Consider the following 17,123-nt stretch of genomic DNA (forward strand, 5'->3'; position numbering starts at 1 on the left):
TTTAAATCTTATTGAGGTAACCGTCTATCAATCATGTATCAGTGAGTTTGTTGGTTTGTTCGCGAGTGGTATTTTCCATTTCAAAAAATTGAGGAAGTAAACATGAAGTATATTTGGACACCTGTCTTAGGCTTAATACTGTCAGGCTGTGGAACAATTCCTCAGGCCGATCCAGAGGCCGTATCAAATTTTGTCCCACATGAATTGGACGAGGGCGATGATATGGGTGTTTATCTGATTCGCCCAAATCAAATTGCTGGTAGTGGGAGAGACTACTGGGTTGCGTCTGACAACCAAGTGATTGGGGATTTGGAAAATGGATCTTATGTATTTCTGTCTTTGAACTCGAAAGAGAACCTTTCCATGAATACGGTCGTTAGCATGGCAGGGCAAAACTATATAGGCTTACCGCCCACAAACGGTAAAAGTGAGTATTATTTCTATACGGTAGATTTTACAAGCTGGATTCCAAATAAAGTGACTCCTGGTGTGGGAAAAACTCTTGCCAGTGGTATGGAAAGACATCCTCTTGATTATAAAGTACGGCCAAATGACGGTTTTGATAATCTAGCTATGAACCCAAGTATGGTTCAAACCTATATGGTGCAGCGAAGCGAAATGGAGAAGGGGCGCATAAGGACTTCTCCGGACCAAGACCATGGGGTTGTTTACTTCTTTCGTCCGTCGAGTACAGAAAAAGCAATGTCTCTACCTGCTTCAGTTTGGTTGAAAGATGAACATCTTGGTGCGTTGGAAGCAAAACAGTACTTTGCTGTGAAAATGCCTGTGGGTAAACACACTTTGTACCGAAGGGATGGCAAGTACCATTCTTTAACTATCGATGTTCAAGCGGACAAATATCATTATGTTGAACTTGATCAGTCATTCAGTTTTACAGGGTATAACCATGGCTTGACGTTTGTAGGCTCTGAAAAGTCTATAACAAACGATAAGGTGAACGGGTGGATGGAATCATTGACCGAATATGCCCCAATTCCTAAAGAAGAGTGGTCAGATCGCCAATCGTCCCATGTGGAAAGAGGACTACTTTATTTGCAACAAAATATGCCTTTGTTTTCAGAAAAGAACTAAGTGATTTGGCTTTAGAGAGACTTTCTATATTTCTATATTTCTATATCTCTATGTTGATAACCTGTCGGGAGGTTATCAACATTTAGGCCGACATTAGCTAGGCATGTCTGAGCGATCAATACCTAATAGTTCGGTGACGGTTAGACCGAACAACAACTGAATGATTTCAAGTGCGTCCTCATTTGGCAGTTTATCAGAGATAAACTTAGCAAGGCCAAGTACACCTAATCGACCAGAACCCTCTGACCCCTTTTTATGAGCATGCATAACGAACATTCGCATGATCATTTTGAATTGATTTTCTTTCATGGCTTTCTGCCAAGAATCAATTAATTGTGCTTTAGATGAGAAATCTAGGTGCTGCAAAATAATAGGAAAGACTTTTCCTTTCATCGCGACTTCAAAATCACTGTTACTTGGGTAATAGCCTTGCAAGGTACTTTTTCTTAACCCAGTTTCTTTACTTAGTCGGTCATAAGTGACGTGATCCCAGCCTTCATTAAGAAAAATATCAAGAATGAGAGCATTGTAAGAAGCGAAGTTTTCTTCCCATTGCGCTTTACTAATACGTGCCATAGTTGTCTCCAATGATTTATGAGCTGAGATTAGCACATCACCAGTAAAAAGTAATAGGTACGTATTGACTTTTGAACTGTTATAACAACATTTTACGTGATGCTGACATAATTAAACGCTATTGACTGGAAACGCAGGTGAGAGTAGTTAAAGGCTCGTTAAACCTTATTGAGTGTTATCTGAAAGGTCGAAAAATTAAAATGGGCGAAGCAAAGTTCGTTTATTATTTTAGGAAGGCTGTTAAATCGGTCGCTTGTCGGACATGGTATCTCGTATAGGGGCTATTACAGCGTGCCCAAAGAGTTGCACCATAATATCAGCGGTGTTTTCGTTGGGTAATGCTTTAGCAATCGCTTGGTGAAAGCTCTCCATTGCTTGATGAGCAATAGGGGTAGGTTCACTGGACACACAGTGGGAAATGAACATTTCGATAACGAAGTTAAACTCTTTCTTATTGAGAGCTGTTTCCCAAGAAGAGAGCAGGTTACGTTTGCTGCCGAAATCCAATTCACTAAGCATAATACCTTTGAGGTTACCTTTTAATGCAACTAGAAAGTCGTTATTGCTCGGGTAGTAACCTTGTAAGGTACTTTTTCTCAATCCCGTAACTTTAGATATTCTGTCATATGTTACTTTTCCCCAGCCTTCAGATAAGAATATATCTAATATGACTGAATTCAGTTTTTGATAATTCTCTTCTTTTTGCTGTTTGGTGATACGACTCAATTGAACCTCGATAAATAATTCGTGATAGACATTCATTATAACGTACTTCGTACCTTAATGTATAGATGACACAGCGTTTTTTTGTATTTGAATTTTCTGTTCAAGCGCTGTGAGTAGGTAGTTAGTGTTTGAAAAATATTTGAGTTTAAGTAGAACAGCTACGTGACTTCTCAGTCCATTTGAATAGCTTGACTGTTTATAAAATTGGTCAATGTGCTGATTCAATAAATCGAATGTTTGCGGTACGGATTGAATATGCGCACCTCTTTGGAGCAATGCAAACTCAGTATCATTTAAGCGCGCCAAGATGAAAGTCTCGCTAGTTGAGTTATTGAAAAGATCCGCAACTTGTTCTGCGTGTTCGTTAAGTTCCGAAAAACGGCGTTGCTTTTTTAGCTCTGATAGCTGACGAATTTGAAAAACCATTAGAGAACCTTCGTGAATATCCAAGCTCAAGTATCCTTCAAGAATATCTAGCAGGTATTGTCTGTTGTAGAGACCGGTCACAGTGTCTATGTAAGCGGTACGATGCAAGTAGGCTGTTTTCGATTCTAAGCTATCAATGAGTGTGTAGTTTTGTCTTGCCATTAGATTATATGCGCGAATCAATGCGGTCATTTCACTCACGCGAGTATTTATGGTCGGTTGGTATGTGCGTGTTGTAGGGTTGGCATTCAAGTGAGATGTTAGCTCTTTTAGCGGTACCAGTACTTTCTTCAGATACAAAGCAAAGATAGCGATCGCTAAAAGATTAAAGAGGCCGCCTATCAAAACAAAAGCAACGGTCGTATTCCACAATTTTATGTAGGTAAATAGTGGGGATGTTTTGATTATTAATGTTGCTTGATGCTGCCAACCTGATGTGATTTCAACGGATTTTTGAATCTCTGGAATGGTAAATAATTGCATAAACCAACTTGGCACAAAGTGACTTTGTGATTCCCACTTGAAATTGATTTGAGGCCGATTATCGGTAAAAGAGATCCCTAAAGAATCATAAAAGTTGGCGTCGAACATTGAGTTCACGACACTTTCAATATGCGAACGGGATTTTTGATTAATCACAGGTTTTAGAGCAAAGCTGAGTGAGTGCGCGGTGTTGTTTAGCTCAATTTCCTGTTGTTCGATCAGGTGACGTTTAGATGATGCGAAATTGATGAAGGTGAGCAATAAGGTTAATAGCAATAAAGTTGTAGAAAGCCCCGTTAAAAGCATACGATACAGTGTCATTGTTACATTTCATCCAGTTGTAAAATTGGTGTGTTGATCTTCATCTCTGTGGTGTTCTTTATGACCTGAACCCAAGGTTTTATCGTTGTTGCGTTACCAATTCGGTTACCTTGCCCGATCTGTTTGGTTAACCAGATTTCTTCAGTATCAAATGAGTAAATGGGCTCAAGATCCGGTCGCTGAGATGCTTTTTTTATGGTTTTATCTAAGTTGTCCAAAATCAGGGGCTCTTGTGCTTTGCGAGTTGTTCCAGCCTGTGTATCGCTCCCGAAGTAGGCCAACACCATATGAGCTTCTTGGTAATTGACAGCATTTACATAAACTAACTTCATGTCTTTTGGATCAACACCTAAGTAAACCAACGTGTAAAATTTTGCTAGAGTGAAGTCTTCACAATCGCCACCACCTGCGCCAATAAACTCGGCAATACTTGCCCAGTAATCACGTTGCCCCCATAACTTTTCGTCCGGGATGAAACGTAACTGATTAAAAAAGTCGTTCACCCTTACTATCTGCTGTTCAGATGGTAAGTCTCTAGACTCTTTAACGAGCGTAATCCAATCCAATGCGCGACGATGTGCTTTCTCTCCAAAGTGTTGCTTGATCTTATCAACCAATACCGGAATATCACTTTTTGCGAAGTGTAACGACATCGCAGGCTTTAACCCCAGCGTGCAAAGCATGACGATACTCAAGATAATTAAGTGCGATTTTTGCACGATAATTTCACTTTATGGTTTGTTGTACCATAAATGTGGCACTTATTGTTATTTCTGTCAATTTTGGTTTTGATAAAACCAATCTAACCATCACTAAAATATGGTACTACGTACGTATATTTGACATCAACCATTTTGTTTGTATAGAATTCGGCCTCAATTGATCTTGATCAATTTAATAAAAGGCAAAGTTTGGATTTGCAAACAAACTAGAGTTGGTGAGTAAACATGGCGAGAATTTCGCAAGAAGATAAATTACGAAAACAGAATGAGCTTAATCAGATTGTGATGGACATTTTTTGGGAGGAGGGCGCAGATGCTGTGACTTATGCGGAAGTTGCACGCCGTTACGAGACCAGTAAGAGTGCTATTCAGCGTTACTATACCTCACAGGCTAGTTTTCTTGATTTTCTAAAATGTGGTTTGGTGCCGATTGTCGAGCACAGAGTAGATTGGCGTAGTGAAAATACCATCAAAGAATCTTGGTTTATTGCGCTAAATGACAACGTCGATCCGCGTTTCAAGAAGGCGGTTGAGTTCCTTATGAGGGAAGCGTTGTTGTATCAACCTGGTCAACCTTTATCAAAGGCATTTGAAATATTCCGTCATCGTTTAAAGACGTCTTTTGTCAATGAAGTGGATTTCTATGCACTAATAGGAAAAAGCTACACGATATTAACGGGAGGGTTTGAGCGGTACGATCAATAAGTTATGTAGTGCTAATAATAAGAACAAAAGCTCTAATCTATTAATAATTTTCGATGTGAATTAAGCTGTAGCTGTTATTTGCCTCATCAATGATTTGGAGAGAAAAATCAATATTTTAGCATTTTAATTTGAATGAAAAGTCAAAATCATGTTGATTCTAATATTCAATCTGTGACTTAAAATCACAAGTTAAATCAAAGGTCATCTTTTCCTATAAATTCCATTACTTATCTATAAATATTCATGGCTAAAATGAATTGGTTCGGTTGTGATTGGCACAGCTGTTGAGTAAGGAAGTGGGACTAATGTTGAAACGTAAAGCTCTACAATTAGCAGTATCGGTCGGCATGGCGGCTATGTCTGGCGCTGTTTATGCGAATGGTTCAGACATGACAAATCCAGATTCTGGTGTCGTGGTGGGTTATTGGCACAACTGGTGTGATGGTGGTGGTTACCAAGGTGGTAATGCGCCATGTGTGACACTGGACGAAGTGAACCCGATGTACAACATTGTGAATGTGTCATTCATGAAGGTTTACGATGTGGCAGATGGTCGAATCCCAACTTTTAAACTGGACCCAACCATTGGGCTTTCAGAAGAACAATTTATTGACCAAATCTCTGAACTCAACAAGCAAGGTCGCTCTGTACTGATAGCTCTGGGTGGTGCCGATGCACACGTAGAACTAGAAACAGGTGATGAAAGAGCCTTTGCTGATGAGATCATTCGACTTACAGAACGCTACGGCTTTGACGGTCTTGATATCGATCTAGAGCAAGCGGCAGTAACAGCAGCAAACAACCAAACTGTAATTCCAGATGCGCTTAAGCTAGTGAAAGATCACTACCGCGCTGAAGGTAAAAACTTCCTTATTACCATGGCGCCAGAATTCCCTTATCTAACGACGGGCGGAAAATACGTACCTTACATCGACAACTTGGAAGGTTACTACGATTGGATTAACCCACAATTTTACAACCAAGGTGGCGATGGCATCTGGGTTGAAGGTGTCGGTTGGATCGCTCAAAACAATGATGCGCTAAAAGAAGAGTTCATCTATTACATTTCTGATTCTCTGATCAACGGTACGCGTGGATTCCACAAGATCCCACACGACAAACTTGTGTTTGGTATCCCTTCAAGTATTGATGCTGCAGCAACCGGTTTTGTTCAAGAGCCACAAGATTTGTACGACGCATTCGATAGCCTAACAGCGCAAGGTCAGCCTCTGCGCGGTGTAATGACTTGGTCTATCAACTGGGACATGGGTACTAACAAGAACGGCCAGCAATACAACGAACAGTTTATTAAAGACTACGGCCCGTTTGTCCATGGTCAAGTGACGCCGCCACCAGTTGAAGGTGAACCCGTACTAAAAGGTGTTGAGAACTCGCGCGTTCTCCACGGAACAGCTTTCGACCCAATGGAAGGCGTAACCGCAACAGATAAAGAAGATGGTGATCTAACATCATCAATCGATGTTGAAGGTTACGTTGAAACCAGTGTTATCGGCACTTATGTTCTGACTTATCGTGTGAAAGACAGCGACAACAATGAAACAACCAAAGCAAGAACGGTTGAGGTTTACAGCCAAAAACCAGTCTTCGATGGCGTGTCAGATACAACAGTAATACTTGGTAATGCATTTGATCCAATGGCTGGTGTGACTGCTAACGACCCAGAAGACGGTGATCTAACGAGTTCTATTACACACACGGGCAGTGTAGATGTGAATGAAATGGGCAACTACACGCTTGTGTATAGTGTGACAGACAGTGCTCATCAAACCGTCACTGCTGAGCGTAAAGTGTCTGTGACTGATGGTTCTAACTGTGCAGCCGCATGGGATGCCGACACCGTTTATGTTGAAGGTGACCAAGTATCACATGACGGCGCAACGTGGGGAGCCGGTTGGTATACCCGTGGTGAAGAGCCAGGAACGACAGGCGAGTGGGGCGTTTGGAGAAAGGTTTCAGACAGCTCATGTGGTGGCAATCCTGACCCAGGTGATGATCCAGAACTGAACGTATCTGGCCTTAAGTCGGAATATGTACTGAATAACGGCAATGTGCGTTTAGAGTTCACACTGACATCAAACGAAGCGCTAGATGTGACAGCGATGGTAATTGACAGCGCAGGTACTGTCGTTGAGCAGACCAAAGTTAACCTAACTGACAGCCGTGCAATCACAATGGATCTGTACGATGTAGCCGAAGGCCAATACAAGCTTGAGGTCGTAGGTAAAGCAACTGACGGCGAAATGGTAATGGTCGATAACTCATTCGCTATCAAAGAAGAGGGCGGAACAACGCCACCTCCAGGTGATTACCCTCCGTATGAAGCCGGAACGAATTACGAAGCGGGCGATATTGTAGTCGGCAGCGACAATGGTTTATACGAATGTAAGCCTTGGCCATACACGGCTTGGTGTGCAAGCGCATCTTACGCTCCAGGAGATAACCAATACTGGCAAGATGCTTGGACAAAGCTTTAATCAACTAGCTCTGTAGACTTAGCACCATAAAGTAGAAGATCAAAGAGAGGCCATCGTGCCTCTCTTTTTCATTGGCTAAACCAAATCCAATCATGGCTTAGTGTTATTGATGTCACCACTTTTGCTAATGGCACACGTAGCGGCTAGGGCGATAAGAGACTTTGCTTTAGATCAAAATAAGAGTGATTATCAATTGTATTACTTGTCTGAACACTGCACTATTCGCTCACTGAATTTTCAATTTTGTAAATATTTAAATAATGAATCTAGCGCAAGTCGACCTTAACCTCTTAGTCATCCTCAAACACCTTCTTGAAGAAAAGCACGTATCCAACACCGCACTAGCGCTTGATATGAGTCAGCCAACCGTGAGTCGTTCGCTGCAAAAGTTACGCACGGTGTTTAACGATGACTTGTTAGTAAGAGCGGCTTACGGCTATGAGCTAACACCAAAAGCAGAAGCCATTAAGCAAGATCTTAATTCCGTACTCACACGTTTAGAAAAGTTGGTTCACGGCGATGTTTTCGAACCGCTAACGAGCGACAGTACCGTTCGTTTCTTCGGCTTGGTTCCTCAGGTTTCTCACCTGTTACCTAAGGTTGTTTCCGAGATTCGCAAGCAAGCACCGAACATGGTGGTCGATATCGATTCCATTCCTAAGCGTCATTTCGAACCTTTACTGTCTGGCGATGCGCACTTTGTACTGTCGACGCATGAGCCATCAAGCTCAGAGCAGAACTTGTACCGAATGTTCGTGATTAGCCGTGATTATCGTTTATTGATGAGCAAAGACCATCCGTTGGCAGATAAAGAGATAACAGTCGATGATTTGCTCAACAGTCAGTTGGGGCAAATTTCTCTGCAAGGGGACAAGAAGCTCTCGATTGAGAACCGATTTAAAGACCTAGGCTTGATAGATAAACAGCGCCAGCTATCGATTCCGATTCAGCTGTCTAACTTCAATATTGCTGCCGATATTGCAGAGACGACCGACATCATCTTCCACCTACCTACACCATTTGCTACGCAAGCGGCCAAGCAACGTGACTTAATTTGTAAACGTGTGCCGAAAGCGATCAGAAGTCCATCAGAAGATGTGTACCTTTACTGGCATAAACGTTTCCACAATGACCCTATGTGCCGTTGGGTGCGAGAGCTATTCAAAGACTTATACGCTTAAGGTATTTGAGTGGTGAATGTGATTTTTAGTCTTCTATAGAAATGAATATGGGTCTTTTGGCTTATTTGAAAGATGAATAGCGAGAATAGATTTTTGACATGAAACTTTCATTGATAAGAGTGGTAGTAGGTTGTTTAATGCAAACCATTATCATTACCAATCACATATAAGAATGAATATCATGTCTGAGAGATCCCTTTTTACTCGTAAGCCTTTATCGATCGCAGTCGCTGTTATTTGTACTTCACTTTCGCCAAACCTATTAGCGCAAGAGGAAGTGAAGGATACAGATGAGCAAATGGTAGTTACGGCTACTCGTACAGAGATGGCGTTAAAACAAGCACCAGCTTCAATGTCGGTTATCACCGCTCAAGACATCGAAGACAGCCCAGGTATTACCTTGGCAGACATCGTTGCTGAATCAACGAGTGTTGAGTCTGACTTCGATAGTACACGTGCTGGCCGTCAAATGATCTCTATTCGTGGTATGGATTCTGATTACACGCTTATCATGGTAAACGGTCGTCGTCTAAGTTCGGCGAGCGCTATCATCCGTGGCAACGACTTCGACCTTTCTACTATCCCTGCAAATTCAATCGAACGTGTTGAGATTATCCGTGGTCCAATGTCTGCACTGTACGGTTCAGATGGTATGGGCGGCACGATCAACATCATTACTAAAGCACCTGTAAATGAGTGGAGTTCTTCACTAAGCACAGACATCAGCACTCCAAATGATGGCAATGGCGGACAAGAACACTCTGTTGGTTTAACGACTTCTGGTGCTCTGATTGAAGATGAGCTTTTCGCACGATTCTCGATCAATCAAACTAGCCGTGATGCATGGCAGCCATATACAGGTACTCGAACTGATGGAAACGTAACAACAGATCGTTCTGATATTACTGCACTTGAAGGGCGCGACACACTTAGCTTACTTGGTACACTAACTTGGCATGCAACTGACAATCAAACCATCGATTTGGACGTAGGTTACAGCGATGATGAGCGTGATTCTGCGGCTGAGCATGCTACAGGCGTGAACTATTCAAATTCAAACGTGAAACGTAACAGCCAAGCCCTAACACACAGTGGTTTCTGGAGCTGGGGTGATACTCAAGTTCGTTACTCACGAGAGAATGTCGTGGATAAGAATGCTGCGGATGTCGGCAATTCAACCCGTGATGTAGAAGAGTTGACGCAAATCTTTGAAGCGTCAGCTACAAGCTACCTTGGAGATAGTCACGTTCTAACCGTTGGCTTAGATTACCAATTGAGCGAATTGACTAATGAAGAGAATGTAACGGGAGATCCAGCAGAGGCTTACCAAGGTGCATTATTCATCCAAGATCAATGGAATGTAACTGAGCAGTTAACTGCGACATTAGGCGGTCGTTTAGATAAGCACGAAAAGTACGGCGAAGAGTTCAGCCCACGTGTTTATTTAGTTCACCAAACAACGAATGACCTGATCATTAAAGGTGGTGTTGGTAAAGCATTCAAGGCGCCATCATTAACGCAAAACCATGCTGGCTATACAGTAGCGAGTTGTAAAGGTTGGTGTGACATTGTTGGTAACGAAGACCTAAACCCAGAAACAAGCTGGAACTACGAGATTGCTGCACTTTATACTCAACCTCGTTGGAATGTTGAAGGCGCGCTTTTCCGTAATGAGATTCAAGATTTGATTGACCGTGGCGATACTGAATGTACTTCAGGTGGCACATGGGGCGGTAATGGTGTTGGCTGTGTAGACAGCGGTAACAACTTTGTAAGTAACGGTACGCGTACTTACGTTAACGTTTCTGAAGCGGTTATCCAAGGTGCGGAGCTTACGGGTCAATTCCAAATCACGGACGAGTGGGGTATTTCTGGTAACTACACTTTCCTAGATACAGAAGATAAATCAACGGGTGAAGAGCTGCTAGAGCGTTACAAGCATTCTGGTTTGGTTAAGCTAAACTGGAGCCCTACTTACGATCTAAACACCTTTATTAGTGCGCGCTACCGTGGCGAACGCAATATCGAAACGGATCTAACTCAGGATGCTTACACAACATTGAATATCGGTACGGTTTACAACGTAAATGATTCTGTTCGTATTCGTGCGGGTATCACCAACTTGACGGACGAAGCGGTATCTCAAGAGCTTGAGAACATGGGTTACGTTGAAGAGCCACGCACTTACTACGTAGGTATGACTGCAGACTTCTAATCAACTTGCGTTTGATTTGATAGATACATTTAAAACAAAGAACCCACATGACTTTACGTCGTGTGGGTTCTTTTGATTTGAGGGCTAGTAATTATAGCGAGTACAGGTGTCGAAAAGTGTTAGCCTTTTACACAGGTGATGAGAGCATTACCCGACTGGGTATCCCACGGCAACAACTTATCGTAATCGTGTTCAAAGATATGAACTTCAAAGTAGGCTTTGAGTATTTCAATCAACTCTTGGAACGAGAAAGCCACCATTGGGTGTTCATCATTCCATATTTGAGTTTCACCAGCGGTTGTCTTCTCTATACTGAGTTTCAACGCCTGTTTGTCACCTTCGCCTGAATAATACCAACCCGAGCGGAAAGTAAAATCATCCTGCTCTTGGTTAGTTGTGTGTCGAACAAAAAGATCATTACAGATCTTGTCTTTGTCGACCACATTGAAGCAGAACACACCGCCTTGTTTTAGCGCTTTATGAACGCTGGCAATGCACTCTTTTAACTTCTCGATGCCATCGTTGTAGTGGATGGAATACAAGAAACAAGTAATAAGGTCGAACGGCTCGGAGACTTCAAAATTACTCATGTTCTGCACTGAAAAGTTCGCTTCCGGGCAGCGTATTTGAGCGATGTCTAACATGGGCTGGTTTAGGTCAAGTCCATTGCTTTGATAGCCGTAATCAATAAAGTGACGAACGTGAGGACCTGTACCACAACCAAGGTCTAGGTGAGTTTTTCCTTTATTTCCAAAAATCTGATGTAGCCTACGAACGCAGTTACTTTGCGCTTGGTAGTCAATATCAACACACATTAAATCATAGTAACCAGATAGGTCGGTATAGAGCGCGTTGGCGGACATGTTTGCCTGCAGCATTTGCTGAAAAAATTGGGGTGGCGCATAGTAAACTAGAACTTAAAAATAACAAGAAAATCTTGGTTCAGTTTACTGGTTTAAATGACCTTTATTGATGCTTAGCAATTCTTTCACTGTCCACACTCTATGCACGCGCCTTCTTGATTGACCGACACTCTATTCTTGCCTTTCGATTTAGCCTGATAGAGCGCGTTATCCGTAACACGAATTAAGGTATTGAGCGCCTTGCTCGTGCGCATGATACAGCTATCGGTAATGCCAATACTCACGCTCGATTGAAACTTGGTACGATTGAACCCCAAGAACTGACGAGTGCGAAACTCTTCGCAAATGCGTTCGCCCACCACTCTTGCTTGAGAATCGGCAGTGGCTAGTGCCGTCGCTTGATTCGATCGGGCTTTAGGAAAGAAGACGATAAACTCTTCGCCGCCCCAACGTCCAACAACGCCGTTCAACGCTTTTACGTGTTTCTTGATGGTTTGTGCAAGGGTGCGAATGACTTCATCACCCACACTGTGGCCAAATTGGTCGTTAATCTTTTTGAAATCATCAATGTCCAGCAGCAAACAAGACATCTCAGTTTGATCACTTAACGGCTTTTTCAACCAATCGTAAATAGCGCTGCGATTGAGCACTTGTGTTAGGTCGTCATGAAGGGCACGGTGTAATAGTTCCTGTTCCAATATTACCTTATCTGAAACGTCTTCTATCACCACTTGAATTGCTTTTTCGCCTTGCCAATTAATGATGTTGTCGTAGATGTTGAAGTGCTTTTTACTGCCATCAAAGCATTGGTTTTCAACAACTGAACTGAAGTTTGGCGGACTACCTTTGAGTATGCTCTGGCAACGTTTCATAGCATTCAGTCGGTTTGCTGGTGGAATGATTGAAATGATCGAATCCATGGCCAACACCTGTTCAACCGATTTTGCGCCCTGTAAATCAACCCAAGCTTGGTTAACCATCAGTGGTTTGAAGTTTCTATGGACAAGTATGCCTTGTTTAGAGCTGTTGAGCAGAGATTGGTACATCTGGTCTTTTTCTTGATTATGACGCTCGGCTGCGATCACAGGAGTGATATCAATGATCATTACGCGAAGTGCAGGGCGCTTGTTTACCTGAATGCCTTGGGCAATGCTAAACAAAGACAAGTTACGACCGTTAATGACGATGTCGGTATAGAGCTTTCCTTTTAGAAGTTGTCCTTTAATTGCAGTCAGGTAACGTTCACGCATGGCTCCGTGGAAATGCTCTGGCACCATTGAATAGACAAAGTCGACGTTCTTAAGAAGTGATTCTTTACTGGCGTAACCAAATATCTTGGCAATGTTATTATCAACATCAATAACACGATGATCTTGAAGCGTAATGTAGCCCTGAGCGGAATCAAAGTTCTGGCAAGGTGTGGCTGTGGTTAAGTCTAATTGGATACTCATATCGACCTAGTAATCTATCCCCTCACCGAAAATAGGTGCTTGGTATGAACTTATGAGTTTCGCAGCGATACCCAATGTATCCTTTGTTGCATTGCAATAAGGCGCATTAATTGCCGCGAGACTATGGAAGCGAAGTATGATATTCATGATTTATCGAGAGTACCGTAATTTTACTGTATCGAAAACGGATTAAAAATTTATTAAGGATAATTAAAGACTTATGGAAATAAAAATTGATGACTTGTCTGGCGGAGAGGTGATTGGACTACTTGAAGAACATTTAGCTGATATGTACGCGACATCGCCACCAGAGAGCGTTCATGCACTTGACCTTGATGGGCTAAAGTCGCCAGAGATAACATTCTTCAGTGCATGGAAAGATAGCCAACTACTGGGCTGTGTTGCTATTAAAGAGTTGGATACTCAACATGCTGAACTCAAATCAATGAGAACCTCTCATTTTGCACGTAAATCTGGCGTTGCTAGCCAACTTTTACAACATGTTTTGGATACGGCGAACGCTCGCCAGTATCGACAAATCAGCTTAGAAACCGGCTCTGAAGATTACTTCAAGCCTGCACGTAACTTGTACGAGAAATTTGGCTTTGGTTATTGCGAACCTTTTGCAGATTACGAGCTCGATCCTTACAGCCAATTTATGACGATCGAATTGCGTTAGTGCAAGCTCAGAAGCTAATAAACGAAAAGATAAAAGCAAGATTCCCTATCACGTTCGTTCCTCACTGTAGGGAATGACGGATGGAGGCTCTACGTAGAAAGTGACACGGTTGTAGCGTCTCAAAACAGAAAATGGCATTCATTACATTGACTTGATTCCGCAGCGTCATTCCAGAACCGAGGGACGAGGTATGTGGAATCTCTAACCGTAAAGTGAGATTCCCTATCACGCTCGTCCCTCGCTTTAGGGGATGACGAATATCTGGTCAATGACCAATGACCAATGACCAATGACCAAAGGCTAAAGCGTTAGCGAGTTTCTAGCTCCGCGAAAATGGCTTCTGCATCGACAACGCTTCCTGAGATTGAAAGTGTGCTGAACGGAACCAAATCTTCCGGGCTCGATGGCTTTTTAACCAGCAACTCTGGGTAGACTTTTGATTCGCCCATCAACATGGCCTTGAGCTCTTTGACGGATAGGTCAGGGTAGCGAGACCAAACTAATGCCGCTACGCCAGACACAACAGGTGCTGCCATGCTGGTACCACTTTTCGAACCATAGGTGTTACCGGGTGTGGTTGATAAAATGCGGTAGCCCGGTGCGAACACATCAACTGATTTTTGACCAAAGTTACTGAAGCTTGCGACTAAGGTTTCGTCTGCGTATTTTGCGGATGCACCCACATCTAACCATGTTGTGATAGGCTTCGAGCGGTAATGCTTAGCGTAACGGTTTGGAAAGCTTGGTTTGATGTCGTTATCGTTACGACTGTTACCCGCAGAGTGAACAATCAGCACGCCTTTACGAGCGGCATAGCGGAAAGCATGGTCGACAATGTACTTACGTGGTGAGTAACTTTTACCGAAACTCATGTTAATGATCTTCGCGCCGTTATCGACTGCGTAACGCACGGCATTGGCAATGTCTTTGTCTCGCTCATCGCCGTTTGGCACCATACGTACTGCCATGATTTGAGCATGATCCGCAACTCCATCAATACCAATAAAATTGTCACGTTCTGCTGCAATAATTCCCGCCACATGAGTACCGTGTGAACCTACAGGACCTTTTACATCGTTGTTTCCATATCCTTTTTCCCAAGGGTTAGAAATGTCGTCCCAAACAATATCGCCACGTGTGTCGAGCTCTAGGTTAAGGTGGAAATCTAAAGAGTCTTGGTATCGAGTGCGACGCGATTCTAGATATTCAAATGAGTACCATGAATCAAACACACTCAAAAGTCCTTCAGCAGCGGTTACAACGCTAGCATTCTTGCTATCTAATAGTGTTTTTAACCCGTTGGTAGAAAAGTCTTTTTGATCGACGTATTGAAGAATCTGTTTTTTGAACTCATTGGCTTGCTCAGTTGCTGTCATTACACGATTCAATGCATCTTGGTCGTCTTTCAAAGAAGACAAGTAATCCGATTCTACCGCTTTATAGTAAGCTCGCTTCTTACGCGGAATCCAATGACCTTTCTCTTTTAGCTTGAGGTACTTTTTGTATTCTCTGGTGACTTCTAATGTGTCTTGATCGACGTTAATGCCTAGTGAATTACCCAGAAAGTTCCAACCGTGCACATCATCAATGTAGCCATTGCCGTCATCATCGATTCCGTTGTCAGGGATCTCGTCTTCGTTGGTCCAGAGTTTGTTTTTAAGATCTTCGTGTTCCACGTCAACGCCCGAATCAAGAACGGCAACGATGACAGGTTGTGGTTGAAGAGGGGGCATTAAGTAGTCGTATACCACATCAGAGCCCACGCCTTGGAGTCTGGTGTAACTTGCCGAGAGATTAAACCAATCGCCACGTTGTTCGTCAGCGTTACTCATCATTCGCATAGAGAAAAATGCAGGTTGGAGGGTTTCTCGTGAGTAATCTTCAACTATCGTCCCTTTTACATCTTGGATGAAGGGCGAGTTGGTAGGTTGCGGCTCTGGACTATTTTCATTAAGAGCCGAGGCAGATACGTGAGCGGAAGCCATAATGGCTAAAGCGAGAGTGGTAAGTCTGTGTCCGTGATTCATCTGTGTTGCATCCTTATCATTGTGAGACTGAATAGTTGTTTGCCTAAAGCTGATACTTAGGAAAGTTATTTAAGGAGCTCTCACTAAGTCAGTTATACGAGAGGGAAAAGCCCGCTCAAAAAGCATTCAAAAGGTAATATGCAATCAGATTTGTATCATTCGCTTGGTCAATGAAATGGTAGGAAGATCTCACTGTGATCGATTTTAAAGTCTTAAAGTTTGAGCTAAATTCTATTAATAAAAGCAACATTTATAAAATAAAAAAACAAGAGTAAAGATGTTTAAAATCAATTGATTAGTTTGTTAATTATTTGAAATGCACGTAAAAACTAAAATGAGAGTCAGTCTTAGAAAAAGCGGATGTATCATTTAAGTACTGGCATTTCCGCTACGCCAATCGCCAAAACATTTGTAAGAGGCGCTAATAGCGACAGGACACTTGTTAACAATATGATAATTTGGCTACTATTGTGGTCCATTACCCTCGTCACTACTTTTAAAGACCTTTTCTCATGTCGACTTATTTTGCTGGTTTTTCTCTTGGTCTTTCGCTGATTCTCGCGATTGGTTCTCAAAATGCATTTGTTTTAAAGCAAGGTCTCAAGAACCAACATGTTCTAGCTATTTGTGCGGTGTGTGCGATTTCTGATGCGCTGCTGATCAGTTTCGGTGTAACGGGCTTTGGGGCGATCGTTAAACAGTTTCCACAAATAGAGCAATTTGCTCGTTATGGCGGAGCTATCTTTTTAGGCGTTTACTCGTTCTTAAGCTTCCGTTCTGCATTTACTGAAAACCACGCTCTGGAAGCAAGTGCAGAAACCAAAGATTCATTAACCAAAGCGATAGCCATGTGTTTGGCGTTCACTTGGTTAAACCCGCACGTCTATTTGGATACGGTAGTCCTGCTTGGTTCTATTTCGACTCAATATCAACCTAATCAAATGTTATTTGGCGCAGGGGCGGTAACGGCTTCGTTTGTGTTCTTCTTTTCACTAGGTTATGGCGCTCGATTCTTGGCACCAATGTTTAAGAACCCGAGAGCATGGAAGGTATTAGAATTTATCGTCGGTGTGATCATGGCATCTATTGCAATATCGTTGATCGTGTAATCGACCGGATTTAGGGATTCAAAGTTTCTGTATTTCACTATTTCTATAAAAA

General features: G+C 42.5%; 14 protein-coding genes. 7 read left to right on the top strand and 7 right to left on the bottom strand.

Annotation, left to right across the window (positions count from 1 at the left end):
• Positions 1-102: 102 nt before the first annotated feature.
• Positions 103-1,092, top strand: a complete 990-nt coding sequence (locus OCV12_RS07490) for a DUF2846 domain-containing protein (RefSeq protein WP_261885805.1) — start codon at positions 103-105, stop codon at positions 1,090-1,092.
• A gap of 93 nt (positions 1,093-1,185) precedes the next feature.
• Here the strand turns inward: OCV12_RS07490 and OCV12_RS07495 are convergent, their stop codons facing one another.
• The 4 genes from OCV12_RS07495 to OCV12_RS07510 all read right to left on the bottom strand — a co-directional run bounded on the left by OCV12_RS07495 (position 1,186) and on the right by OCV12_RS07510 (position 4,343).
• Complete coding sequence (locus tag OCV12_RS07495) at positions 1,186-1,668, bottom strand: hypothetical protein (RefSeq protein ID WP_261885806.1); 483 nt, start codon at positions 1,666-1,668, stop codon at positions 1,186-1,188.
• Positions 1,669-1,908: 240 nt separating this feature from the next.
• Positions 1,909-2,430 carry a hypothetical protein gene (locus tag OCV12_RS07500; protein ID WP_261885807.1) on the bottom strand — a complete coding sequence of 174 codons (522 nt, stop codon included), beginning with the start codon at positions 2,428-2,430 and terminating at the stop codon, positions 1,909-1,911.
• 18 nt (positions 2,431-2,448) lie between these two features.
• Positions 2,449-3,624: a LapD/MoxY N-terminal periplasmic domain-containing protein gene (locus OCV12_RS07505; protein WP_315972797.1), complete on the bottom strand. Its 1,176-nt coding sequence runs from the start codon at positions 3,622-3,624 to the stop codon at positions 2,449-2,451.
• Positions 3,625-3,626: 2 nt separating this feature from the next.
• Entirely contained in the window at positions 3,627-4,343 is a 717-nt protein-coding gene (locus tag OCV12_RS07510) for a transglutaminase-like cysteine peptidase (protein ID WP_261885808.1), read from the bottom strand.
• A 228-nt stretch (positions 4,344-4,571) separates the two neighbouring features.
• Here OCV12_RS07510 and OCV12_RS07515 point away from each other — a divergent pair, with 228 nt between their 5' ends.
• The 4 genes from OCV12_RS07515 to OCV12_RS07530 all read left to right on the top strand — a co-directional run bounded on the left by OCV12_RS07515 (position 4,572) and on the right by OCV12_RS07530 (position 10,942).
• Entirely contained in the window at positions 4,572-5,051 is a 480-nt protein-coding gene (locus OCV12_RS07515) for a TetR family transcriptional regulator (protein WP_261885809.1), read from the top strand.
• Positions 5,052-5,356: 305 nt separating this feature from the next.
• Complete coding sequence (locus OCV12_RS07520; RefSeq protein ID WP_261885810.1) at positions 5,357-7,546, top strand: immunoglobulin-like domain-containing protein; 2,190 nt, start codon at positions 5,357-5,359, stop codon at positions 7,544-7,546.
• 260 nt (positions 7,547-7,806) lie between these two features.
• Positions 7,807-8,727 (top strand): LysR family transcriptional regulator, encoded by a 921-nt coding sequence (locus OCV12_RS07525; RefSeq protein ID WP_261885811.1) that lies wholly within the window; start codon positions 7,807-7,809, stop codon positions 8,725-8,727.
• 181 nt (positions 8,728-8,908) lie between these two features.
• Entirely contained in the window at positions 8,909-10,942 is a 2,034-nt protein-coding gene (locus OCV12_RS07530; RefSeq protein WP_261885812.1) for a TonB-dependent receptor domain-containing protein, read from the top strand.
• Between the two features lie 119 nt (positions 10,943-11,061).
• Here the strand turns inward: OCV12_RS07530 and OCV12_RS07535 are convergent, their stop codons facing one another.
• Positions 11,062-11,805: a class I SAM-dependent DNA methyltransferase gene (locus OCV12_RS07535; RefSeq protein WP_261885813.1), complete on the bottom strand. Its 744-nt coding sequence runs from the start codon at positions 11,803-11,805 to the stop codon at positions 11,062-11,064.
• A gap of 125 nt (positions 11,806-11,930) precedes the next feature.
• Complete coding sequence (locus OCV12_RS07540; RefSeq protein WP_261885814.1) at positions 11,931-13,256, bottom strand: sensor domain-containing diguanylate cyclase; 1,326 nt, start codon at positions 13,254-13,256, stop codon at positions 11,931-11,933.
• A 220-nt stretch (positions 13,257-13,476) separates the two neighbouring features.
• Here OCV12_RS07540 and OCV12_RS07545 point away from each other — a divergent pair, with 220 nt between their 5' ends.
• Positions 13,477-13,935 (top strand): GNAT family N-acetyltransferase, encoded by a 459-nt coding sequence (locus OCV12_RS07545; protein ID WP_261885815.1) that lies wholly within the window; start codon positions 13,477-13,479, stop codon positions 13,933-13,935.
• Positions 13,936-14,243: 308 nt separating this feature from the next.
• Here the strand turns inward: OCV12_RS07545 and OCV12_RS07550 are convergent, their stop codons facing one another.
• Complete coding sequence (locus OCV12_RS07550) at positions 14,244-15,962, bottom strand: S8 family peptidase (RefSeq protein WP_261885816.1); 1,719 nt, start codon at positions 15,960-15,962, stop codon at positions 14,244-14,246.
• 512 nt (positions 15,963-16,474) lie between these two features.
• Between OCV12_RS07550 and OCV12_RS07555 the strand changes: the two genes are divergently transcribed.
• Positions 16,475-17,071, top strand: a complete 597-nt coding sequence (locus OCV12_RS07555) for a LysE/ArgO family amino acid transporter (RefSeq protein WP_017629821.1) — start codon at positions 16,475-16,477, stop codon at positions 17,069-17,071.
• The last annotated feature ends 52 nt before the right edge of the window (positions 17,072-17,123 follow it).

Origin of the sequence: Vibrio pomeroyi, from assembly GCF_024347595.1 — a bacterium.
Classification (GTDB): Bacteria; Pseudomonadota; Gammaproteobacteria; order Enterobacterales; family Vibrionaceae; genus Vibrio; species Vibrio pomeroyi.